Annotated in this window: 17 protein-coding genes; 5 read left to right on the top strand and 12 right to left on the bottom strand. The window is 42.0% G+C overall.

Annotated features, from left to right (window positions below; all coding sequences use genetic code 11):
• Nucleotides 1-10 precede the first annotated feature (10 nt).
• Both DFQ12_RS09790 and DFQ12_RS09785 read left to right on the top strand, forming a co-directional pair.
• Nucleotides 11-2182: a TonB-dependent siderophore receptor gene (locus DFQ12_RS09790; RefSeq protein WP_120258741.1), complete on the top strand. Its 2172-nt coding sequence runs from the start codon at nucleotides 11-13 to the stop codon at nucleotides 2180-2182.
• A gap of 5 nt (nucleotides 2183-2187) precedes the next feature.
• Nucleotides 2188-2886, top strand: coding sequence for an ABC transporter ATP-binding protein (locus DFQ12_RS09785; RefSeq protein WP_208642496.1), 699 nt, complete (start codon nucleotides 2188-2190; stop codon nucleotides 2884-2886).
• 320 nt (nucleotides 2887-3206) lie between these two features.
• Here the strand turns inward: DFQ12_RS09785 and DFQ12_RS09780 are convergent, their stop codons facing one another.
• The 6 genes from DFQ12_RS09780 to DFQ12_RS09760 form a co-directional block, all read right to left on the bottom strand.
• Nucleotides 3207-3497: a helix-turn-helix domain-containing protein gene (locus DFQ12_RS09780; RefSeq protein WP_120258739.1), complete on the bottom strand. Its 291-nt coding sequence runs from the start codon at nucleotides 3495-3497 to the stop codon at nucleotides 3207-3209.
• Complete coding sequence (locus DFQ12_RS09775) at nucleotides 3487-3840, bottom strand: type II toxin-antitoxin system RelE/ParE family toxin (protein ID WP_120258738.1); 354 nt, start codon at nucleotides 3838-3840, stop codon at nucleotides 3487-3489. The genes DFQ12_RS09780 and DFQ12_RS09775 overlap by 11 nt, the downstream gene beginning before the upstream one ends.
• A 104-nt stretch (nucleotides 3841-3944) precedes the next feature.
• Nucleotides 3945-4289, bottom strand: coding sequence for an immunity protein YezG family protein (locus tag DFQ12_RS09770; RefSeq protein ID WP_120258737.1), 345 nt, complete (start codon nucleotides 4287-4289; stop codon nucleotides 3945-3947).
• A 349-nt stretch (nucleotides 4290-4638) separates the two neighbouring features.
• On the bottom strand, nucleotides 4639-6270 hold the full coding sequence (locus DFQ12_RS09765; protein ID WP_120258736.1) for a hypothetical protein: 1632 nt from the start codon (nucleotides 6268-6270) through the stop codon (nucleotides 4639-4641).
• Between the two features lie 142 nt (nucleotides 6271-6412).
• On the bottom strand, nucleotides 6413-6586 hold the full coding sequence (locus DFQ12_RS28120) for a hypothetical protein (protein ID WP_167457234.1): 174 nt from the start codon (nucleotides 6584-6586) through the stop codon (nucleotides 6413-6415).
• A gap of 530 nt (nucleotides 6587-7116) precedes the next feature.
• Complete coding sequence (locus tag DFQ12_RS09760; RefSeq protein WP_167457233.1) at nucleotides 7117-7584, bottom strand: PA2169 family four-helix-bundle protein; 468 nt, start codon at nucleotides 7582-7584, stop codon at nucleotides 7117-7119.
• A gap of 405 nt (nucleotides 7585-7989) precedes the next feature.
• Between DFQ12_RS09760 and DFQ12_RS09755 the strand changes: the two genes are divergently transcribed.
• Complete coding sequence (locus tag DFQ12_RS09755) at nucleotides 7990-8388, top strand: DoxX family protein (RefSeq protein ID WP_208642494.1); 399 nt, start codon at nucleotides 7990-7992, stop codon at nucleotides 8386-8388.
• Nucleotides 8389-8430: 42 nt separating this feature from the next.
• Here the strand turns inward: DFQ12_RS09755 and DFQ12_RS09750 are convergent, their stop codons facing one another.
• From DFQ12_RS09750 to DFQ12_RS09725, 6 genes are all read right to left on the bottom strand, one after another.
• On the bottom strand, nucleotides 8431-8820 hold the full coding sequence (locus DFQ12_RS09750) for an SDR family NAD(P)-dependent oxidoreductase (RefSeq protein WP_120258733.1): 390 nt from the start codon (nucleotides 8818-8820) through the stop codon (nucleotides 8431-8433).
• Nucleotides 8821-8899: 79 nt separating this feature from the next.
• The gene (locus DFQ12_RS09745; protein WP_120258732.1) at nucleotides 8900-10135 is read right to left on the bottom strand and encodes an MFS transporter; all 1236 of its coding nucleotides are present in this window, start codon (nucleotides 10133-10135) and stop codon (nucleotides 8900-8902) included.
• Between the two features lie 12 nt (nucleotides 10136-10147).
• Complete coding sequence (locus DFQ12_RS09740) at nucleotides 10148-12526, bottom strand: hypothetical protein (RefSeq protein ID WP_120258731.1); 2379 nt, start codon at nucleotides 12524-12526, stop codon at nucleotides 10148-10150.
• 21 nt (nucleotides 12527-12547) lie between these two features.
• Complete coding sequence (locus tag DFQ12_RS09735) at nucleotides 12548-13738, bottom strand: alpha-L-fucosidase (RefSeq protein WP_120259299.1); 1191 nt, start codon at nucleotides 13736-13738, stop codon at nucleotides 12548-12550.
• A gap of 54 nt (nucleotides 13739-13792) precedes the next feature.
• Nucleotides 13793-15469: a RagB/SusD family nutrient uptake outer membrane protein gene (locus tag DFQ12_RS09730; protein WP_120259298.1), complete on the bottom strand. Its 1677-nt coding sequence runs from the start codon at nucleotides 15467-15469 to the stop codon at nucleotides 13793-13795.
• A gap of 40 nt (nucleotides 15470-15509) precedes the next feature.
• Nucleotides 15510-18521 (bottom strand): SusC/RagA family TonB-linked outer membrane protein, encoded by a 3012-nt coding sequence (locus DFQ12_RS09725; RefSeq protein WP_120258730.1) that lies wholly within the window; start codon nucleotides 18519-18521, stop codon nucleotides 15510-15512.
• Between the two features lie 187 nt (nucleotides 18522-18708).
• On the opposite strand from DFQ12_RS09725, the gene DFQ12_RS09720 reads away from it, so the two are divergent.
• Nucleotides 18709-20019, top strand: coding sequence for a hypothetical protein (locus tag DFQ12_RS09720; protein WP_120258729.1), 1311 nt, complete (start codon nucleotides 18709-18711; stop codon nucleotides 20017-20019).
• 276 nt (nucleotides 20020-20295) lie between these two features.
• The gene (locus DFQ12_RS09715; protein ID WP_120258728.1) at nucleotides 20296-20934 is read left to right on the top strand and encodes a hypothetical protein; all 639 of its coding nucleotides are present in this window, start codon (nucleotides 20296-20298) and stop codon (nucleotides 20932-20934) included.
• Nucleotides 20935-21087 lie beyond the last annotated feature (153 nt).

Genomic DNA, 21087 nt, shown 5'->3' with positions numbered 1-21087 from the left:
AACGAAAAGCATGAAAATAAAGCATTCCCTAATGGTATTTTTATCTTTATACCAACTTGCCAGCCATGCGCAAGCGACAAAGCAGGATACCATCTACCGTACATACAACCTCAAGGAAGTCCGTGTGCAGCAATTGCGAAATACGAAGGTAAAATCAGATACCTTGTCCAATACGATGAAGCTGCAGTTGCCACTGTTGGAAATCCCTCAAAATATCATCAGCATCTCCTCGGGATTGCTACAGAGCCAGGGGGCGCTCGAATTGAAGGATGCCGCACGAAATGTAAGTGGTGTATACTTTGGTTACAACAGTACACCATTCGATAATTCGGCTATAGTGCAGATGCGGGGTTTTATGGGATATACGACCCTGAATGGGATGTCCCGACGTTTTAACTACGGTGCTGTAATAGACGATGAAGCGCTGATCGAAAACATCGAAATCGTCAAAGGGCCAGCCGGTTTTTTGAATTCTTTTGGTGAACCCGGCGGTTCGGTCAATATTGTGACTAAAACACCCAAGCATAAACTGCTGAATGTGAGTCAGTCACTGGGCAGTTTTAATTTCTTCCGTACCACGGCCGATCTGGGCTCTGCGGTAAAAGATAAAGGGCTTTCATATCGTTTAAACCTAGCTTATCAGCATCGTAATTCTTTCCTCGACTATTTAAAAACAGATAAATATGCCCTGGCTCCGGTAATCCAATACAATTTCAGTCCCAATACCTATATGCTGGCGGAATATAATCTGGTGCGTGGTGAAACAAAAAATGGAACAGCAATTGTTAAAGTGCGCAATGAAGCCGATAAACTCAAAGGACCGATTGCTGTGAATTACAGTGCGGGGCTTGGTCTGCCACGAAGTTATGCCCAGAATCAGACCGCACGATTGTATGGAGTGCATAAATTCAATAAATCCTGGCAGCTGACTTCCCAGTCTTCCTTCCTCTGGTCACCTTATCGCTCCTGGAATATGACATCTGCAGGAAGTCTGGTGAATTTTAGGGATGGCGATACCACACGCCGACGTAGTTCGCTGACGATGGGTGCGGGGAAGACCTTCTCCACTCAGTTGTTTGCCAATGGAACGGTCACAACAGGTGCAATAAAACATCAGCTTGTATTTGGAGCCGATTACATCAATAGTAAGGACTCTCTATCCCTCAACAACGGAACAGCGCAATTTGTATACCTCCGAAGCAACCCGGATAATCAGGTCGATGCAGCGGTGAGCAAGACGGTAAGAGCTTCGCGGCTCGATCGAAATACCTTCCTCAAATCGGTTTATGCCTACGATAATATTGATCTGCTGGAAAAATTGCGACTCACACTGGGGGCCCGATATACCTGGTACAAAAGTGATCAACAGTCCGTCAACGCCAAAGGCGTTGTTCGCACAAATACATACCATCAGAAGGCTTTATCGCCACGTGTGGCACTGACTTATCTGATGGATAAGGCTACAACCTTTTACTTGCTCTATGATGAGACATTTATTCCGCAGACTGGGCAGAAAGCGATTGTAAATGAAGGGAATGAAGTGGTGGGCTCTGAAGCTGTCAACCCTGAATACGGAACAAATATGGAGTTGGGAGTCAAGCGGAATTTTTTCGGCTCCCGGTTGTATACGGGGCTGAGCGCGTTTCGGACGGTCAAGCGAAATGGCGTTATCACCGACCTCGAACATGAGGGCTTTGTCAAAGAACTTGGTCAGGTGATCAGCAAAGGGATCGAACTGGATGTCATCGGTCATGTTACAGATGCGTTATCCCTGGTTGCGAATTATACTTTTGTGGATGCTGTAATTACTAAAAATAGTGATGAAAGCCTGATCGGGAAACAAACGCCCCAGACGCCACAACAGATCGTAAATACCTGGGTACAATATGGTTTTCCCTTGAAAAATAAGGCAGTACTGAAGCTCAGTGTTGGTCAAAGTACACTGATAAAACGTAGTACCTCCGAAAAAGATCTGTTTATTCCTGATTTTACCAAATTTGATGCCGGACTAAATTATACGCACAACAGGCTTTCTGTACAACTTATCGCAGATAACCTGACCAACCGGCGCTATATGGCCTCTGGCGATATCATTTCATCGTACCCTTATGAAGGACGTAATTATTACTACATCGATGGCGATCCCTTTAACATTAGGGCAGTAGTAGGTTTTAAATTTTAGCAGATATGATGTTAGAAGCAGTTGAATTGACGAAACACTATAGCGGTCATATCGTATTGGACCACCTCAATTTGCAGGTGAAATCTGGCGAGGTATTCTGCCTGATGGGGCAGAATGGTGCTGGAAAAACGACAACCCTCAATTTATTTCTTGGTTTTATTGCCGCTAGCTCCGGTCAGGCCAGGGTGGACGGAAAGCTGGTGGCACTCGGGCAACAGGTGCCGGATATCGCCTATATTCCTGAAGTGGTGATGCTCTACCCGTATTTGAGCAGCCTGGAAAATCTGGATTTTTTTAGCCGGCTCGCGGGCTTCAGGTATCCGAAAGATAAACTCTGTGATTACCTGCGTCAGGTGGGACTGCAGCCCGAAGCTTTTGAAAAAAGAGTGGGACAGCAGAGCAAAGGCATGCGACAAAAGATCGGGATTGCAATTGCCATGGCTAAAAATGCGAAAGTGATATTGATGGATGAGCCTACCAGCGGGCTGGACCCACAGGCGATGTATGAGTTTAATGAAAATGTGCGCGCGATGAGGGAGGCCGGAAAGGCAATCTTAATGGCTACGCACGATATTTATAGTGCTGTCCACAGCGGTACACGTATCGGCATCATGAAACAGGGAACTCTGGTGAATACGCTTCGTGCGGATGAGATTTCGGCCAACGAGCTTGAAAAGATCTATTTAACGATCATGCGAAGCTGACCGCTATATCTGGCTACTCTAACTTCTTGTCATACAGCCTGCGGTATAAACCTTCCTGCCCTGAAAATGGTTGTTCAATTACCTTAGGCATTAGATTTATTGTATTTTTTATAGGCTAGGCGTTGATTGCCCAGCCTATTTTAATGTTTTGGTAATTAAGCTAAAGACCTAATTATTTTGTTTGCCCATTTAATTTACTCGTTCGATCACTTGGCAGATAATTGCATAGTCCATTCTGGATATAATCACGTCGGGTTTGTCCGTTTTTCGGATAGATGGCCTCTCAATAATTTCAATCACGGGTATAAAAATTGACGAGATTAGAATTCAAATGATATTTTGACTTTGCCTCCCAATCCCTTTTCAACAACATCAAACAATGTTTTTAGTGTAATGTTACTTCCGTTATTTTCAATTTTCGAAATATACTCTCGTTTTTTATCGATGAGTTCGGCGAGCTCGGATTGGGTAATATTTCTTTCTTCGCGCGCTTTTTTCAGGAGCAGCCCAATTTTAAAAGATTCAAAATCCCTATCCAGCTCATCTCTTCTTTGGGAGCCTACTTTTCCGTAAACATCATCTTTAATATTTTTCCAATTCTTAGTTTCCATTTTCTCTACCTTTCTGTTCGTAATATTCAGACATGATATTTAATGCTTTGTCGATCTGATTCTTGGGTGTTTTTTGGGTTTTTTTTTGAAACCCATTCATTAAAATAACGAGTTTATCCCCGTCAAAAAAGCAAAATACACGCCATATATTGGATCCAAGCTGAATCCTTGCTTCATACAATCCGTCGGTTCCAGCTAAATGTTTTAAATAGTTACTTGGAACTCGCTCGAGGGTTTCTATAGCTTCAATTATTTTAAAAATCTTGTCCTGTACCTTTTGGGGTTGATCCAAAAGGAAGTCTTCAAAATAATTTTTAAAAGCGATGACCTCTCGAACTCTCATATTACAAAGGTAATTTAAAAGTTACTTTTTGTCAAGTTTTTTATGTGTTTGTTTTAGCGTATTCCTCCCAAAGACTTTTATGTTTTCTTTTTCCTTAGCCTATTTTATTGTTTTGATAAACGATCTACTTCATCATAGTAGCATTGATCCCACAAAAACGCTATACTAAACTTTCCTGCCGATGTCAAATGGACGGTGGCCTTATTCCATTTGTTACTTTCATCCGCTGTGGTAATCCGGTGAAGTTCAAGAATGTCAAATGTCAGCTGGAAATCGAACTCATCCACGTTGATTTGTTTTTTATCCATAGTTAGATCTGCATACTCGCCAGTAAAACTGACCATAGTCCCAATGGTTTCAATATTCAGCTCCGCAGAGACCCATTCTTCTCCGATGACAGCTTTTATATTAGCAGCAATAGCGTGATATATTTCGTCGATTGTTTTCATCTCTTTAATAATTTGGGGCAATGTTTTTATCTCATATAAATGTAGCAATTGTTTGCAGGATTACTTATAATATTTACTATCTACTGTACTATCGCTAATAGATATCGCGTGTGCTTCAGCAGCCTATTGAGCTGCTGTTTGAACTTGAGGATAAAGATTAGCGGCGCCAGGGAATAGCTATAAAAAAACGCTTGAACCGGGGAGATTCAAGCGTTTTAAACTAACCAATTATAAACCTAAATTATGAGTTTAAAGTAAGGCACTTTCTGTGCCAAATTAAACCGCATGACAAAATTACTGTGATTATTTTTGCCTATGTGAATAAAGTCTATAAAACTAGTGCGCTGAACTATTTATTTTTAACACAACGGATTCTAACAGCTTCACTAGGAGCTGATGCGCTCGGCCTAAATGTCAGCGGCTTGATCTCATAACTACCTAAAGTAGTCCGTTTGTCGTCGCTATAGGGCTGCTCAAAGGCTAGGTATTTTTTCCCCGCAAGCAGATAGGCACTTTGGGTAGTTGGAGCAAAACGATACATCCCAGCAGATATAAAGTAGAAAGACCGGAAATATAAATACTTATCCATTTCGGGTTTTTCAGGCTGATAGTCAACGCCAAAAAACAAGCCTGTCTTCAGATAACTATTATTTCCTGTATCATATTTTGCATGATATATTTTAGTATTACTGGACATTAAGTTAACGATTTCGGCACTGGTCGGAAGTCGCCATGCATTTAATGGTTTTACCGATGCACAGGGGTCTTGATTTGCTACTGCAAGTGGCTCTTGTGCATAGGATCCGTTTACACGATACATGCGCATACCTTTGACGCTGTCGTCAAAATCCGTATACCAAAAAGCCTCCGTCTGATCGGTCGGTGATGGCGACCAAGTATAGTAAATGCTCTCATCGCTGGGCGGGGCAAATTGATAGATTCCGTCCCTGTAAATTAGATCGCCTATACTCCAATTCGTACCGGCCACTGGTATAACGGGATCAGCTGGTGCCTTGAGATTAATCTCCAAAGTGTACTTTACCCCAGGTCGTAGATTCCAGCCTTCTTGTATCACATCCTTAGGCGTACTACTATTGACGGAAACATCACGTAGTTTGATGATACCATTTGCAGTTGCTGGAGTTACGATAAAAGTCGAATCCGAAGAAATTACTTGACCACTTTTGTTTTGGAACACAAGCGGTACGGATTCTACTGCTCCACGATAAGAGATGGCTCGATCTGCAAGTGAGATATCGATGGATTTTTTCGGATGTGAGGGGGATATTGCGCCCTCTCCAATACGAATTTCACCCACTGCTGAGGCATCCAGTTTCAATGTAACTTGTGTGAAAAGATGCGCTAATTGGGCATTGAGTTCGTTCTGGCCATCTTTTACCTCAAAAGAAACTTGATCCATCATCAGGTCCTGATCTGCGCTCAATTGTTCAAATTTTGCGGTATTCAATTTAGTTCCAGAATTTAGGAAGGACAAGGGGGCATTGGTGCCAGAAGCATAGATGACGAAAGTATATTTTCCATTATTTATTGTAAAATCCTGAACGCTGCTACCTTGTTTAAATGATTTTGTCTCTTTGTATTCACCTGAGGCATCGAAAATCGCTACGTAATACGATGTACCTTCTTTTAGCGCATGCTGTTCACTTGTTCCGGGCACTGTTGCTCGGTTATTGGAAGCTTTGGGATAGGAGGCTTGTGGTCCTACTTCTCTTAGCGTAGCGACTAGTGTGTATTGGTCATTATAAGCGATTTCTTTTGACTGGGATGCGTCGGCTGTACGTCGTCCCGTTACAGCGATTTTGCTCTTGTCATCCGGCAAAGAAAATGTCTGTCCGATTTTTAATCGTACAGTGGAACCATTTACATTGCTGATATCGGAGCGCTCTTTACTACAGGCATTGATAAGTATAACCAGAACAAATAAAAGGCTACTATAGCTATACCTTATGTTACTTTTCATATTTTTACTTTTCTTAAAAAAAAATCTTAAATTCTGCTATTTTATATCCAGTTTAAACGAATTGCAGCCGTCTCCAAGACAGCTGCACTGGTTCATTAAATGGAGCATTTTGGTATTGGATAGGCTAAATTCCCTAAAAGGGCTACCAGTCCAATTCTTTTGTCTGGGTTTCGGTTTCCCAGGATTCTGTGAGTGCTGGCTGTACTGAACCTGTCGAAATACTGTACTCTAATGCAAGCTGTTGAACCTGGATGCTTGGTGCTTCATAAACAGGTGTATTACAGCCAAGGACCAAGTTGTTTTCGTTCTTTTTCATTTTGGATTTATTAAATTTATGTTAAATTATTTTTAATTTTATTGTAGTTTTAATATTTATTTGATTAATAAAAACAAATTTAAAGGAAATTTTAAGAGTGATTTCTCTATTTATGTTTAAACATATTTGTTGTAGCGATACAGCTACAACAAACCTTCTCTTTTCTGGAAAATAGAACAGAGCGTATCACTTCCATGCGGATAGCGGACTGTTTGCACAACCGGGGACTGTACTCCTACAGGAATCGGAAGGGTATAGCAGCAAGCAGCTACAGGAACTGCTGGGAAAGAATGAGGAGGGAAAACAACAGGAGACTAGGCATGAAAAGGACCATAACACGTTGCTATCTACGAAGTCCTTGTGGGCTCTTGGTTTTGTCTTGGTACTGCTTCTCGGTTGGAGATGGAGTAGATTTCGTTTGTAGGTATAGAAGGCTTTGTAGGATGGGGGCGGGCTTGGTGCGGCACACAAACTAAAAACAACCACCGCTGCGATTTAGGCAGCGGTAGTTGTTTTTTTAAACTTTAAGCTTAGATTTTTTTACTGTCGCGCATCATTTTGATGATATTATGTGATTCAAGTTGTTTACTAAGCTGGGTGTTGATCAGACTATGTACATGTTGCGAAAGTTCGTTCGATCCTTCAGCAAGGACGGTCTGATAAGTCGATTTGAAGGCATCTTCTCCTTGTTCACAGGTTTCCAGCAAACTTCTTTCGTCGTCACCAGTGATATTTACTTTTATACCCATCCAAACCCTAAATAGTTTACCGCTAAGCATTGTACTGTCTGTCGGTTCCTTGCCTTCAAGTTCCACATATGGTGTCAGTTCGGCGATAAATTCGTTTGATTGTTCAATGCAGTTCTGAAATGTCGGCAACAATTTATCTAAACCATGGTTGGTGGCTAGATCAATGGCTTTTCGGTAGCCTTCAATACGATCGTTATTAATTTTGATAATATCATTGATGATTTCGGGATTATTGATGTTATTTTCCATAATACTGTTATTTGTTATCATTTTTATCTATTCAAAAAACAGCCTGTAACCAACGATCGTTTGAAAAATCCAAGATTTAGGTATTTAATTCAGACCCCGTATTTAATACATTTTATTAGCGTTTGGTAGAATTGAATAGCAAAAGCAATAGATAATGCTAGCAGGACCAGGGATCTTTCTCAACTATAATCTCGGTTTAGTTGGGCAGGTTAGCTAATTGTATTTTTTATAGGCTAGGTATTGATTTCCTAGCCTATTTTATTTTAGTTTTTAAATAGATCTTGCGGCACTGCAAAAGTTAACATTTGTTCATTGTTTCAGGAAGTGAAAAATTGCAATTTTAAAAATAAAATGCCTGAAGCTATTTTACCAATTGTTTTTTTGATATCCCTCATCATCTTAAAGATGATGACCAAGGAATATCGTTTCGCGTTAGCAGCGCGTTTTGCAATGACCATCATGTTGCTGGCGACGGGAATTGCACATTTCGTTTATGTCAAAGGGATGCTCTTGATGATTCCGGAATATATACCTTTTAGACCTACCATTGTTTATGTCACTGGAATCGTTGAAATAATAGCGGGAATGTTACTACTGATTCCTAGATACCAAAAAAAAGCGGAGGTTTTCCTTATCTTATTTTTCGTTTTGTTACTGCCTTTTAATATTTATGCATGCATGCTACATGTCGATATGGAAAAGGGTAACTATGAGGGTGATGGCTTACTCTATTTGTGGTATAGGATTCCGTTACAGGTATTTTTTATTGCATGGGTTTATTTTTCTGCATGTAGATCCTCCTAATGATTTACTCTTTTTACAAAATGCATGAATCTTGTCTGATTGCTAGCTAACCGTCAACTTAAAACCACCATCCACATCGAGAATGGCTCCGGAAATCCAGCTTACCTGATCACTGGCTAAAAAAGCGACAGCATCGCTAATATAGGATGGTTGTCCCAATATTTTTAAGGCCTGATCTTTCAGTAGTGTGGCCTTGCCCTCGTCCGTTTCAAACCAGGGATTGAGTCCGGTATTGATAGCTCTCGGCGAAATTGCATTAACGGTAATTCCTGTGGCGCCAGTTTCTCCAGCGAGGTACTTGGTGAAGGCCTGACAGAAAGAGTAAAGAGTATGTCTGCCTCTGGATCGAGGCAGACATATTATTAGCTTTTTTGTTGTATAGTACTGGAAATATTTAAACCCCACAGATCGCTGAAAACGCTTGGTTCCCATGCTCGCCAGTACAATTATTTTTATAAAATAACTCGACAACGAAAGAGATCTCCATAAAAAAAGAACAGGTGTTGGGCAGCTACTCAGGTTCAATAAAATTTAGGTCCTTATTATGTGTCTCGGGGACTGTGTTGATGCAATAAAAACCAATAGCAAAACAGATTAGACCGACAATTGCAGCAGCATGCAATTCAAAAACAACAGGCTTCAAGAAAGCATATAAAGTTGTCATGCCAATCACTGTACCACGCACGATATTCGGTATGGTCGTCGCGGCGGTAGCGCGGATATTGGTGCCAAACTGCTCGGCAGCGATCGTCACAAACATCGCCCAATAACCGATCCCGAAACCAAGCCAGCCACACATGATATATAGCCCGTTAGCACTTTGTACACCGCCATAGAGATAAATAACGCTGCCCACGAGGGTAAAAAGCATAAATAGGGCAATCGCGCGCCTTCGTGAGGCAAGATAATAGCTAATAAATCCGCTCAAAAAGTCTCCTGCCGCCAGACCGACATAGCACCACATCACACTGAGACCAGGTTTGATCTGTTCGTCGATATCCATTGCTTGGCCAAATTCATTGCTAAATGTTGTTAGGATACCAATGACATACCAGGTGGGTAAACCGATACCAATACACTTGAGATAGAGTTTCAGCCGGTCCTTATTGGTGAAGAAAGAAGCTAAATTACCCTTTTTAAGTCCGTCAAAATCTTTCATGGACTTATATAGGCCGGATTCAAATACGCCAATGCGCAGGATCAACAATAATAAACCGAGACCACCACCAGCAAAATAAGCGTATCGCCAACTAAATAGTTCAACGGTAAAATACGCCGCCACTGCGCCTAATAAACCGACACCCGCAACAACGGAAGTGCCAATGGCACGCAGCTTTTTAGGTAAACTTTCGGAAACTAACGTAATTCCAGCACCGAGCTCACCCGCCAAACCAATACCAGCAACAAATCGAAATAATTTGTAGGTCGTGACATCCTGCACAAATCCACAAGCGAAGTTGGCAATGGAGTAGGTGATAATGGAACCAAAGAGTACCGATAGACGGCCTTTTTTGTCTCCAAGTACACCCCAAGCCACGCCGCCGAGCAGTAGACCACACATTTGCCAGTTGAGAATGCTGGCACCCTGCGTCGAAAGACCTTGTTCGTCAAGGCCCAAGTCTGTAAGACTTGGGATCCTGACGATGCCAAAAAGCAAAAGATCGTAAATATCAACGAAATACCCCAATGCTGCTACGATAACCGGAGCACCTAGCAGGTATTGGATGGCTGTTTTTTCGTTTCCCATACTGCATCCAATTTATTGATAGATAAATGAAACCGTCGCCTGGCAATCCTGATCTGAAACTGCCCTGACCCAATGTGCACTAAAACCCTTCGGAAATTGATGCTCAATAGTAGTCTTCGCTGGGATATGGATGGTTTTGTATGTACTGAAGCCCGTAAGATCAAAGTCTACTTCTAGGGTAATATAGGTGTCCTTGTCCGCACTGAGCTTGACTGATTTTTGGTCGTAGCCTGTCATTAGATAGGGAAGTGAGGGACTGTGGGCTTTAACGCGTGTATTTTTCCATACGGCTCCCACTCCAACAGGTTTGCCCATTTTCCACATATCATCCACAGCACCATACCACAGTCCATTACCGTGATCACCAAAATACTGACCGTCAGGTTGTGCATCTTTTCGGGCTCCACTGAATATCAACAATCCTCTCCAGGTACAGAAGTCTACAATTTTTTTGTTGTGTGTGGTCACAGGACGAAGTGCAAGAAAACCGCTTTCTCGCCCTACTTCATAGAAAGTACCACTGATATTGAGCATAAATCTCTCCGACTCAATCTCTCGCTTATCGCGATAAGCAAAGTCTTCATAATGAGCAGAACCTTTGGGAATACGGAAAGTACCAGTGCCATCATTTATGATAATTGAGGCATCGTCAATGCTGTAGCCCTTAACAAATTTTCCAAGGCGCAGAAGCTGGTCGCTACTATCAACTGGGTTTCGAGCTACAGTAAGGTTTTCCGTGATCTCGGAATATCTCTTTGTGTCCGTCTGCAATACCTGAAGATTTTTATTGAAATTGGATGGCCGAATAATATTGGCATGAATAGCAGCAGAACTGTTGATGTCAGCCAGTGCCTTGAACATATTGGTATTGGCGGCATGAGGCTTATTTGTAAAATGCATAAAGGCGGTCGCTTGACAATCCTTGTCTGTTTTGAAGCGTATCCAGTTGGCTTTAAGGTCAGCGGGTAATAGGTAATACTGATAAATATTGCCTTTTAAGGATATTGTTTTATAATTTTTCCAATGGTTGTTTCCTTTTTCATCAACTTGGATCGTAAGATTGGTTGCTTTATCTGTGAGCAGGTGAAGCACCTTTTGATCAAAACCATTAATCAGGTAAGGGTCAGAGGCGATGTTGGCTTTAACCTCATCTTTCATCCACGGACCACCCCAGCCCGTAGGACTACCCCAGGTTTGGAGGTCATTCCATTGACCAAACCACAAATTGGATTGCGAACGGCCGGCCAATGGATTTTCGAGAACAGTGGTCTCATCGGTTGCGATAACGATTTGATCGTTCCAGCTGCAGAAGTCGGGGATATAACGTAAGTGACTGTTGAGCGGTCTAATACCGCCACTATTGGTCCTGGAAAAAGTCTTTGGAAAGTCGTACATCATGGCATGCATATCCATCAGCATTTTGCCATTGCCCACCTCCCGTATACGAGGCCATTCGGTATACCAGCCGCCGCGATGGTCGTAGGTATGGGCTGCTTTTGGAAGACGATAGGTGTACCACTGGCCATTGTCCAGCAGTTTAAGCAGCACCGAACGCTTATCCCAACCAATACTCCACAAAGGAGCTTTGTTGTCAGGGTTTCCGTAAATACCACCTGGTCCTGTGACATCTGTAAATTGCCGGCGTTCGATTATTTTCCAATTTTTGCCATCCCAGCTGGCTAACACGCCTTTGTCTTCCTCATGCTGTGGCGGACTTCCTGCTTTAAGCATATCTTTCCCGATTTTAAAAACGGCCTCTTCGCCATTATTGGCTACCACCAACCTGTTTTGGGCCGTATAGGCACCTTTGCCGTGCCAGCCTGGTACGGGCTTGTGAAAGAGCTTGTTAACAGCAAGGCTATTGACGTTCACTTCGTAAAGCATCCCTTCCATGTCGTAAAAATAGACCTTATTTTTGGGATCATTGAGGTGCCGGGCAGTGGCGGTCATCCGCCCCGGCATCACCGTGAAGGGGATGACGCGCACTTTACCTTTGTCGTCTATAAAATAATTACTGGTAATCAATTGATTCGACTCTCGATGAATCATTCGATTGGCCGGGGTGCCACCAATACTTTCGGGATGAATTGTCACTGTTAGATTTTGATCGATGCTATAGAGCTTGTCTGCACTGCCATGAGGTTCATGAGGTGAATAGGTCACCATCCAGAGTTTTCCGGCCCATGGAGTAATGGCACCGATACCATTTTCATAACCTTGGCCACCTTTCTTTTTTTCTTGTTCAGTTTTGGGCCAGCCCTCATTGAAGGTGGCCAGGTGAGGATATACACCACTTATCTGTAAAGGCTTAGTTTGCGCGCTGGCTTGTATGCTTAGAAATAGGAATGTGCCCAAAAATGCACTCTGCTGTACTATTGATCTTAATTTCATCTGTCTGTTGCGTATATATAATTATTTTGCTGTCTCTAAATCTCTGTCTGTAATTTGTTTGCTTCCGCCATCGCGATAGTCCATATAGGTACTTGTATTTAATTTTGGAAATCCTTCTTTTTTGATGCGTTTACCAATCTCGGTCAGCACCTGACGGTCTATCGGTACAATGGATCCGTCTGGATAGGGACCGATATTCAAAAGCAGATTGGCATTATTTGCAGCGGTATTTTCTAGTATGGCCCATACTTCTTGGGCCGTTTTGTGTTTCGCTCTGCTTTCGTAACCCCAGCCCATGTTCTGCATTGTAGTACACATTTCGGCTTTTTTAGATCGATTGGACTGCCATGCTTTATCTGCCAACATAGCTGTCTTTTCACCTTGTACTTTGCGCATCAGGCTGGTGAGTGATTTTATTTCATGTTCGCAAGAGATAAAATCCTCGTTTCCATTAAAACCTGTTTTGAACGAAATCAATGCTTGTGGTTGTAATGAATGGATCTGGTCGTAAATTGCTTGTATGTCAAATAAATCGGGGTTGGTATAAGCCCCTCCAATTGGATCAAACCAAAAGCCTGCAATAGTGCCATATTGGGTGCACAGTTCAGTAATTTGGGCTTTCACGGTGTTCCAATAATAGAGGAAGTCCGACTTGTCTTTGAACCTGATTTCGGGCTGTTCGTTTTTGTATGCAGGCCTCGCTTCATTGTAATACGCTTTTGTGAGGTAAAAAGGGTGTGTCCAGTTGATCCCCAAAGAATAATAGATAAACAAGCCGATTCCTTCTTTTTGGCAGGCTAGGACAAGTTCTTTTAAAAAGTCGCGATGTGATGCTGCCTTCATACTATTGAATGGCCAGGCTTTTGAATCATACAACGCAAAGCCATCGTGATGCTGTACCACAAAGGTGATATAACGCATCTGTGCATCTTTGGCAAGATGGACCAAGCTGTCGGCGTTAAATTTTTCGCCCTTAAACTTCATGGCCTGTTCTTTATATTCATGGATGGGAATCGGAGCGTAAAACATGTTCCATTCGCCTTTTTCATAGTAAGTAGAGGCTCCCCAGTGCACGAAAAGTCCATATCGGGCATCATTAAACCATTTTTGTGCGGCTAATTGTGGGTTTTTTTGATATAATTCCTTATAATGAGCAAGGTAGGTGGGTACCGAGCTGTTTTTTTGTGCCGACACCAACTGATATAATGCCATACTTATTAGCAAAAAGGTAATCTTGAATATGCTGATATTTTTTATCATATTGTTTTAATAATTTGGATTTTGTTCAATATTTGGATTTTGACGGCGCTCGATTGCTGGAATTGGCCACAGATACTGTTTGGTTTTATCGAATTTCCGTTCGTTGAGAATTTTGATATCCGTACCAAAAATGCTGTAATCTGCAATGCCATCATCATCGATGGGGGTGACACCCGGAAAAGGCCATTTTGACCTATTTTGGGCGATAGGGTCGGGGAGTCCGATGACAGGCCTAGACAGCGCTTTTTCGGCGATTTTCCATCGGATCAGGTCCATATACCGGAGTCCTTCACGAACAAATTCGACTCGCCTTTCGCGACGGACAATTTTCCGTAATTCAGCTTGTTCCATGCTTGTTACAGCAGGGTAAGAAGTGGTTTGAGAAACGGAGACCCCATAAGCTCGCGCGCGAACCTGATTGAGGGCGTCAAGCACTGTTGCATCAATTTCGTTACGCTCAATCTTCGCTTCGGCGTAGGTCAACAGCATCTCGGAATAACGGATAATGTAGATATCTTGGTCTTCAACCAAGCGATCAGCCCAAGTTTGATCAATTCCCTTTTTCCAGAGGAAACCTGTATAACTGGCAAACTGTGCGACGGCCCGGCTATCGTTATTGGTCACTTTACGGCCTAGTTTATTGCTCCACACCTGTAAAGAATCGGGATGGGGATTGTAATTGTTGCCCAGCCAATAGGAATTAAATTCTACAACAGTTGCTCCTAGACGCGGATCCCGGTTTTTAAAAGGATCTAACGGATTATAATGTGGCGACTCATCGATAGGCAGACCGTCTGTACATTCAAAAGCATCCACGACATCTCTGGTGGGAAGATCAGCACCATATCCGCCTGTTGTCCGAGATAAAAAATCTTTGACATATTCTGAACCGTTGAAAACTTTTTGAGCCTGATCTCTTGGGATGCTTAAAATAAGCTCTTTGCTAGTTTCACCGGATTTTAAAAATAAGTCCCTGAAACTTGAGTTAAGGGCATAGATACCTGCCTTTGCCAATGTCATGACTCCTTGTGCTGCATCTCTCGCTAGATCGTATTTGCCTAAATATAGGGCCGTCCTTGCCTTGACTGAAAGAGCAACTCCTTTGGTCAGCCTTTTAATATCTGAATTGAGATAGTTGGCTGGAAGGTTGGCAGCAGCAAAATCCAGTTCTGAAAAGATAAAGTCCGCAATTTTTGTTCGATCTGTTTTGGTAATGCTGCCGGCTTCTTCCAAGCTCAGTGTTTTGGTAATAAAGGGAACATCTCCAAAATGAGTGATCAATCTGGCGTATTGATATGCTCGAATCAATCGCATTTCAGCTTCAAGCCTTGTGAGTACGGCTGCGGGTGTATTACCTGCGGCACGGTCCTTATTTTCCAGAAAGGAGCAGGCTCTGGCAATAGCCTTATAGCAGTTGAGCCAATAGGTTTGTACGGTCGTGTTGTCGGCATTCATTGTTCCACCAATGACTGCATTGGTCAACTGTGCGCGATGCCAGTCGTTGTCGCTAAATAGCTCATTGTCATTCTCCCAGAAAACGGATCGATACAAATCATTAACCGCTAATTCCAGCTCGGCTTGATTTGCATAAAAAGTACCTGTTGATGGACCAGTTAGTGGATTTAGGTCTAGTTTATTGCACGACATTAATCCTAATGTCATAAAAATGAATATCTTTCTCATCGGATTGTGTGTATAATTATGATGTTGGTTTTCTGACTGATTAAAAACTAACGCTTGCACCGACCATGTAGGTGGTGACAATGGGATAGGCAAAATCGCCAGCTTCAGGATCTATGTACTTCGGAAAATGGCTGAGTGAAAACAGATCATTGGCTGAAGCGAATAATCTAAGGGACTGCAAGCCTACTTTGTTGATAAATTTTTGTTTAAGGGTATAACCTAAAGTGAGATTTTTCAATCGGAAGTAGGAGCCGTTCATCAACCAATGATTTGAAAGTGCATAATTTTGTGGGTTTGAATTATTGGATAATCTTGGGTAAAAGGCTGCTAAATTTTGTGCTTCGGTATTGTTGGCGCTCCAAAACTTGCCTACCATTTCGGCTGGTACGTTGCCAAATGCACTCAAAAATGGTTGTATGGACTCGGAGGTTCTTCTTGTTAATTTTTTTCCTACACCCTGAAATACCAAAGCAAAATCAAATCCCTTGTAATCCAGTCTGATATTTCCACCAAATTGGTATCTTGGCAAAGCTCCTCCAAGGGTGACCTTATCATCAGGTGTGATCTTACCATCTCCGTTTATGTCTTCAAACCGAAAATCACCCGGCTTGGTCGACGCATTGGCTACTGGTCCTGCAGTCACTTCGGCCGCATTTTGAAAAATTCCATCATAGCGGTAGCCAAACCATTCGTTGTATTCACTACCTTTTCTGATAAGCTGATCGCCCAGTGTCTGTGTGCCTTTTAGATCCCCAATTCTGCTTTTTGCATCGGAAGCATTGACTGCAATACTATACTCCACTTGACCAAGTTTTGATTTCCAGGTCGCTTCAAATTCCCAACCATTGACGGCCAATGTTCCAGCATTTTGATCTGGTTTGTCATAGCCGACATACAATGGAATATCTAAGGGTAAGAGGATGTCAAATGTTTTTTTGCGATAATAGGTTGCAGCGATATTCAGTCTGCTGTCGAAAAATGAGGCATCTAGTCCGATATCGGTACTTTGTGTGGTCTCCCAGCTAATGTCTGGAATGGCATAGACTTGCTGACCGGCACCCACTACAGGTACAACAACACCGTTTTGGTATACTAGTGCGGTGGTAGTTGTCAGATTTGCTTGGTATGGATAATCACCGATTCGCTCGTTTCCGGCGCGTCCCCAGCCCCCTCTCAGGCGCAAGAAATTGATCGAACGTATACCCTTCAAAAACTTTTCTTTGCTAAGAACCCAACCACCTGAAAAGGAAGGAAAGGTTGCGGTCCTATATTCGTTCGCAAAACGGGAGGACTGGTCGATACGAATATTTCCCTGCAAGTAGTATTTGTTTTTGTAGTTATATTGCAAGCGCGAGAAGTAGGAATGTAAGCCTGCTTCTCTTGCGTTGCCAGAATTGCTCCAAAGCTGGGTGCTTCCGGCATCAAGGTAGGGATATCCCAATAGCGGAAATCCATCCCGGGCGGCGCCAAGGTTTTCCGTATTGTCGTAATTTTCTTCGTAGCCAATTAGTGCGTCCAGATGATGGTCATTGGCAATACTTGCTGTATAGTTGGCAAGCAACTGCCCATTGATTGTGTAGCGTTCGGTTCGTGATTCGGACAAGGTAGTAGACGCACCACGAACGTAGATTTGTCGCGCATGGTCCTCCTTATCGTAATACTTTATCTGTTTGTTATAGGTTTTACTTTTATCAAAATCAAAGGTAGGGGAGATGAGCGCTGATAGCGTTAAGCCCTTGGTAGGCTTATAATTTAAACCGATACGACCTTGAAGTTGGTTGAGTTTACCATCTGCAGTACCGCCTTCTAATACATTGGCAATGGGATTGGCGCCTTCCTTACCAGGGGCATATCGTCCGTCGCTATAATAATCATCGTAAAATGCCGGATAAATACGTGAATCGTAAACCGGATTGTAGGTCGGCGTTTGTGTATTGGTCCGCTTATAGGAAAGATCGACATTGGCTGACAATGTTGAACTGATCTGAAGGTCATTGTTTAGGCGGAACAAAAAACGCTCATAATTGTAATTGTCATATAGGGCATCTGAGTTAGCATATCCAAATGAAGCCTTGGTTTTTAACTTTTCGGTACCACTCGTTAGGACTAAATCATGGCGCTTGCGCGGCGCATATTTTTTGTGGAAAATTACATCTTGCCAATTGGTGTTGGGAAAAGCGTCGGGATCTTTGGCGTTGTTTTCTAAATACGTGTCGATAAATTCATCAGTTCGGATATTGGTACCACCATCATTTCTTGACCTTTCGTTGAAATAGCGGAAATAATCCTGTATTCCTACGTACTCAGGCATTGCGGTAGCTTTTTGTAGGCCATATTCGAAGGTATAATCCAAGCTACTTTTGCCACTTTTTCCTCGTTTGGTTGTTACCAAAATTACGCCGGCAGCTCCTCTTGAACCATAGATGGAAGCCGAAGAAGCATCCTTTAAAACGCTAATGTTATCGACGTCATTGGGATTGATATTGTCGATATTGCTTACTGGAACCCCGTCAACAATAATAAGTGGAGAGTTGTTGTTCAAGGAAGTAATACCGCGTATCAAAATACTCGATCCAGCACCCGGCGCACCATTTGAGCGTGTCACCGAAACCCCGGGTACAGCACCCTGCAAAGATTCGGAAATTTGTACGGTTTGTCGTCCGCCGATATCTTTAGCTCCGATGGTAGAAATGGAGCCCGTGACGTCTTTTTTCTTTTGGGTGCCATAACCGACAACAACAACTTCACTTAATTCATTTTGTTGGCTAGTCAAGGTAATCAGCAAATTTTCGCCGGTAAGTCGAACAGTCTGTGCTTGATAACCGATATAACTCACACGGATATTCGAGGTCTTTGTTGGCACGTCCAGACTGAACATACCTTCGGCATTGCTACTTGTCCCCTCCTTTGCGCCCTCAGCCGTTATACTAACACCGGAAAGCGGCCGCTGTGTAACAGCATCAACAACCTTGCCCTTCACCTCTCTGCTTTGAGCCAATGCAGCATATTGCAAGACCAAAAACATAGCCAATAGTAATAGTTTTCTTTTCATTTATTTATGTTTTCGTTTATATTTGGTTAACTTTTAAAAAGATTGTTATTCGCCAACCTGATTTAAGTTTTGTTTAGTTTAGTAAAATTATAAAGGGTTCAACGACAGATTACAATCTTGTCCTGTTCAAAGTGTTGTCCAAATGTTTGAGCAGTTTAAGTATTTATAAAACAATCAGTTATCGTTAATGAAAGACCAATCTGAACAAGCCGTAAATTCATCGTTTTTCAAAAACCTTGATGTCTGTTGTCAAATGATAGCAGATATGATTGGAGAAAAGCGGATCGCTGAGTGGACGAATAGCGACTATATTAACTTAAGTAGACAACTCGCACGAAAGACAAAAATCCGTTTAAGTGAAAGTACACTCAAACGGATCTTTGGAAAGTTTAAAACTTCGGAACGCTACTACCCCCAAAAAGCAACCCGGGATGCGCTTGCCCAATTCATTGGTTACAAGGATTGGGACGATTTTGAAAATCGGGATGCGACCATACCTGAACTTGATAGACCCAAAGTTTCAAATAGGGAATACGTACCCGATGTTCGGAATAAAAATCGAAGGATTTGGTTGATGTCCGCCACATTTTTAGGCTTGGCTTTTATCCTAACGTTAATTGTTTTAAAACCTTTAGAAAAAAAAGACGTTAAAATGGACGTAGTCCAATTGGTGTGCCTCAATCCGAATGGAATTACACCTCATTCGGCAATTTTTAAATTGGTCGCAAAACAACCGCTAACAGATTCTTTTAAAAATTTTTCTATTGACTTTGCGGATGGTCGATCAAAGAGAAAGCAATTTTTGAATCCCTTACTTACACATTACTATCAGGTGCCAGGAAGGTACTATCCAAAATTGAGGTATCGAAATAAAGTAATCGATACGGGATATGTGTATCTGCAGACTAAAGGTTGGTCAATTACAGGAGCAAATCAATTTGATACAGTCAGGGTGTATCCGATTCAGTCTCCCGTTAGGGAAAGTGACGAGCAAGCAATAGCAGTATCTGCAGTAGATGCCTTCCGGGCAGGAGTGGACACCCTACGCACTTTTTTTGTTACTTTTTCAAATATAAAGCCTACTCGTATAAATGGCGATAACTACGAACTTTCTTTTCAGCTGCAGACTTCTGCGAATCGAACAGGAGTGCGTTGTTCACAAGTTGATGTAAATATTTATGGACAATTTGATCAGCATCTTTTTAGCATTTTCAAACCCGAATGTACGGTATGGACAAGCTACCAGTTTTCTGAAAATGAGAAATATGGTGAAGAAAATGATCTTCGTCCCTTTGGACATGACTTCACAAAGGGCGGTATTTTGACCCTTCGGGTAGTAGAAAAAAAGGTCAGTTTGCTGATCAATAATAAAGAAGTGTACACAACAAATTACCAAAAATCGATAGGCTATATCATGGGCCTGAATATCACCTTTGCGGGCATAGGCAGCTTTCGCAATGTGCAGCTGAGGGATCTCAAGAGTAATGAACTTTTTTAAAGGATTACGGTTAGAGAATAGTAATTTCTGATTACCTATAAAGGAAAGATAAACAATCAAACCTATCTCTGCTTTCAAGTGTATTTATATCTTTCAATGATGTGGAAGGATGTAGCCACACTACACCATAAACCCCATGTTTGCTAATTGTTAAATCGAATATCCTAAAAGCAAACTATTTTTACGATTGATTGTTGATAAATCGACATACTATTAAATGAAAGTTGGAGGGCAATGAATTCCCTTGGAAAAAACCATTAAACAATTTTGAAAAATATGAAAGCTATTTTGAAACTTACGGTGATTCTTACCATTTTCTTAACGCATATCACAATTGCCCTAGCTCAGACAAAGGAAGACATTATTTATCTGGCTGACGGAAGCCAAAAAAAAGGAAAGGTTGTTTCTATTGGCGATGACGTCATCAAGTTTTCGTATACTGGAGAAGAAGTACAATATGAATTAAAAAGGCAAGCAATTAATAAGATTGTTTTTGCGAACGGCAGAGAGGAATCTTTTCAAAGTGCTGCTGCGGCTCAATCCAATAATGTATCCGCCAATCCGGGCACAAATAAAGTAGAGCAGGGGAACATAATAGCTGTCATCCCTTTTGAAATAGTGAGCAATGATCAAGGGCTAGCTACGGATGCGATGCGCAGGGAAATTCAGCAAGCTTGTATAGATGCGATGCGGTCCCGCGGATTATCCTTTCAGATTCAGGATCCTAGGGCAACCAATGCCGCTTTAAATAAAGCTGGAATTGGTCTGGCTGATATCGCAAATCATGTACCTGATGACTTGGCAAAGCTCCTGGATGTTGATTATGTAGTCCTAGGCTCGTATGAAATTGAAAATAAGAGGTACAAAAGAAGGTCAGTGGATCAAATTGCATGTGATGTGCGAAGATTCCAATGATGGGGTATTAAAGTTGAAAGTGAATACCTCAAAAGGCCCCAATACAATGATTTCGAAGATAGCCTTGACCGAGGAAGTAGAGTAAGAAACTATATAGATCTGGTAAGAATTTAATATTTCTACCGTTCACAACAACGGTAGAAATATTAAAAA

This window comes from Sphingobacterium detergens (assembly GCF_003610355.1).
Taxonomy (GTDB): Bacteria; Bacteroidota; Bacteroidia; order Sphingobacteriales; family Sphingobacteriaceae; genus Sphingobacterium; species Sphingobacterium detergens.
This window is presented reverse-complemented; position numbering and strand designations above follow the sequence as displayed.